This window comes from Bradyrhizobium genomosp. I (2014) (assembly GCF_000261685.1).
Taxonomy (GTDB): Bacteria; Pseudomonadota; Alphaproteobacteria; order Rhizobiales; family Xanthobacteraceae; genus Bradyrhizobium.
On sequence record NZ_AJQE01000051.1, the window covers coordinates 1 to 2,768 of the forward strand.

Consider the following 2,768-nt stretch of genomic DNA (forward strand, 5'->3'; position numbering starts at 1 on the left):
CCCCGGCTTCGCCGAGCCGTTCTTCGGTCTCTCCGTCATCGCGCCGATCGCCACCGACGTCGCCGACATCGCGCTGGCGTTCGAGACCATGGCCGGCGTCGATCGGCGCGATCCGGATTCGGCGAGCATTGCGCAAGAGACCGCCGATGTCGCCGGTCTACGCATCGCATTCTCGCCTCGCCTCGGTCTCGATGTGGCCGTCGATGATACCGTCGCGAACGGGCTCGTTTCTGCCGTCGGGCGTCTCTCGGCCGCAGGATTGCGCATCGTGCAAGACGATCCCGTCTGGCCGGCCGGCGCGACGGAAGACGCCATCATGCCGCTCCAGCATGCCGGCCTTGCCGCGCTCCATGGCGAGCGCTTTCGCAAGGACCCGACCGTCTTCGATCCTGATATCGCCAGGCAGATCGAGCGAGGGCTGTCGTGGTCAGGCGCCGAGGTGGCCGGAGCGCTGGTCGCGAGCGCGGCAATCGCCAAGGCCTTTGCGGCGTTCTTTGACCAGATCGACCTGCTGCTGACGCCAACCGTCCCATGCGTCGCGTGGCCGCTTGCGCAGCTCGGCCCTGACATGATCGGCGGAAACGCCGCAAGCCCGCGTGCCCATGCGGTGTTCACGCCCTTTGTCAATCATGCCCGCCTGCCGGCGATTTCGATTCCGTGCGGAGCGGATCGGTGCGGACTTCCATTCGGCCTTCAGATCGTCGCCGCGCGCGGACAAGACCGTACGCTGCTTGAAGCAGCGCAAGAGATCGAAGCCATATTGCGAACGTAAATCCTGCCGTCGCACGTCGCTTCCCGACTGGTCGTCGACAGCGGCCATTGCGCACTATCTGCATGACGACGATGAGGCCAAGCAAGATGCGCAAATGAAACGCATCAGGCGCCGTGCAAGACAAGCGAAAGGAACGTGAACGCTTGTCGGAATGAGAATGCACGGCTTGTCAGAATGAAAAAGCCCTGACGCGCCAAGTCATTGAAATCGCTGGAGCGGGTGAAGGGAATCGAACCCTCGTATTCAGCTTGGAAGGCTGCTGCTCTACCATTGAGCTACACCCGCGTCGGGCGATCCCCTAACACGGCCGGGCGGCGGTCTCAACTGCCCAGAACGTAGCTTTCCGGCTTCTTCTCCCCCTTGCCGAACCGCCTCTGGTTCCTCCGGGAGTCGCCGCCCCTTAACAGCGACAGCAATGCCGCCTATATTCAAGACTTCCGAAACCAACGAAAGGAGGTGATCCAGTGTCTTATCTCAAGCGCTGTCACCTCGCTGGGATCGCCCGCTGAGCTTTGACCAAAGCTTGGCATCGGGGCGGCCTCAGCCCTGGACCAGCGAGCAAGAAATCGGGCGCGACGGGGCTTCCCCGCCGCGCCTTTTCCTTGAGATATCCCTGAAACCGAAAGCCGGATGGCCGGGTCGGCCGCCGCGAAGCCGCTCGCGCGGCGCGACGGCGGCGATCAGCAGGCCGACGCACGAAGCCACGACTGTGTGGTGTGGCTCCCCGCCGAGCAGCACCGCGAAGAGGCTGTTCGGAAGGCACGGCGCGATGGCCTCGCCCGTCCGGCTCATCAGTACGAGCAGGAGCGGCATCGCCGCGATCGATGTTCGCAGGACGTTCATCTTGAACGACGGGCTCGTCGAAAGGCTTCAGAAGCCGCAGATGTTGAGCGCGCGCGGCCGTTTGCCGCGCCGGCTCTCCGCGATCCGCTCGCCGCCGTTCTCGGCCGAGCTGCCGTAGTAGCGGTGATGGCCGGCATGGTCGTGCAGATCGGCCGGCTCCGTCTGTCCCGCCCGCCGCGCGTCGCAGATGATCTTGATGGTGTGACCCGACATTGCCGCCTCCAGCAAAAGCTTGTTGTTTATGGTCCATCAGTCGCGCCCCGCTCCGGCGGCGTTCACGTGGCAGGACCGCAATCGGGTTTCAGGACCGTTTCGCCGCCAATATCTTGTTTCGGGATTGTCGGGACGGGCCGCCGTGCTACGTCCTTGGGACTTTCGTAAAACCTTGCGCAAAAGAAGAGGTGACGATGCTCTACGCGATCCTGGCCTACCACGTGGAAGACGAGATCTTGTCCTGGACGCCGGAGCAGGACGCCGCGGTCGTGGCCAAAGTCATCGAGGTTCAGGCGCCCCTCCGGGCAAGCGGGCAGTTTGGACCGGCGGCCCGCCTGGATGAGACCCGAAAGGCCCGCACCTTGCGTGGTCCAGGCGCGGGAATGGTGCTGGACGGGCCGTTTGCCGAGACCAAGGAACAGCTTCTGGGCTTCCACCTGATGCAATGCGCCACCGACGATGAGGCAATCGCGGCGGCGCGGAAGCTGCGCGCGGTCAATCCGACTGCGGTCTACGAAATCCGCCCGGTCAAGCTTTACGTGCCGGCCGATGGGTTCGGCGCGACAGAGGGGTAAGGCTAGGCGTCCGGCTCGGTCCGCGCATTGTAGAAGCGCTGGATCGCGATTCCGCCGAAGGCGATGAACCACAGGAAGGGTGCGACGCGTGGCGCGAACGCCGCAACGATCGTGCCCGGGATGAACACCAGCAGCGGAAACAGCGAGGCCATGATTTCATGGCGCCAGCCGCCCAGGATCGTCCACCACAGCCAAGCGTTGAGGCCGGCGATCGCGGTCAAATGCAGGCCGTAGAGCACGGCGACGGCGCTGCTCATGCCGTAATTGGTGTAGAGGCCGTTGGTGACCGGCAGCAGCACGATCGAGAGCAGGAAGAACAGGTTGAGGATCACGTCGCCGCGGCTGCCGATCGGCTGGGGGGGCCG

General features: G+C 64.5%; 4 protein-coding genes, 1 tRNA gene and 1 pseudogene. 2 read left to right on the top strand and 4 right to left on the bottom strand.

Going from position 1 to position 2,768, the window contains the following annotated elements; genetic code table 11:
• A partial coding sequence (locus IC50_RS05935; RefSeq protein WP_035701683.1) for an amidase family protein occupies positions 1 to 772 on the top strand: 772 nt, incomplete at its 5' end.
• Positions 773 to 983: 211 nt separating this feature from the next.
• On the opposite strand, the gene IC50_RS05940 is transcribed toward IC50_RS05935, so the two are convergent.
• The 3 genes from IC50_RS05940 to IC50_RS05950 all read right to left on the bottom strand — a co-directional run bounded on the left by IC50_RS05940 (position 984) and on the right by IC50_RS05950 (position 1,828).
• Positions 984 to 1,057: transfer RNA gene (locus tag IC50_RS05940), tRNA-Gly, on the bottom strand.
• Positions 1,058 to 1,312: 255 nt separating this feature from the next.
• Positions 1,313 to 1,615 carry a hypothetical protein gene (locus IC50_RS43875; RefSeq protein ID WP_333938108.1) on the bottom strand — a complete coding sequence of 101 codons (303 nt, stop codon included), beginning with the start codon at positions 1,613 to 1,615 and terminating at the stop codon, positions 1,313 to 1,315.
• A gap of 27 nt (positions 1,616 to 1,642) precedes the next feature.
• Positions 1,643 to 1,828 carry a hypothetical protein gene (locus tag IC50_RS05950; protein WP_035701686.1) on the bottom strand — a complete coding sequence of 62 codons (186 nt, stop codon included), beginning with the start codon at positions 1,826 to 1,828 and terminating at the stop codon, positions 1,643 to 1,645.
• A 194-nt stretch (positions 1,829 to 2,022) separates the two neighbouring features.
• Here IC50_RS05950 and IC50_RS05955 point away from each other — a divergent pair, with 194 nt between their 5' ends.
• Complete coding sequence (locus IC50_RS05955; protein WP_035701689.1) at positions 2,023 to 2,403, top strand: YciI family protein; 381 nt, start codon at positions 2,023 to 2,025, stop codon at positions 2,401 to 2,403.
• A gap of 2 nt (positions 2,404 to 2,405) precedes the next feature.
• On the opposite strand, the pseudogene IC50_RS05960 reads toward IC50_RS05955, so the two are convergent.
• Positions 2,406 to 2,768 (bottom strand): annotated as a pseudogene (locus tag IC50_RS05960) (TMEM175 family protein); the annotation flags it as partial.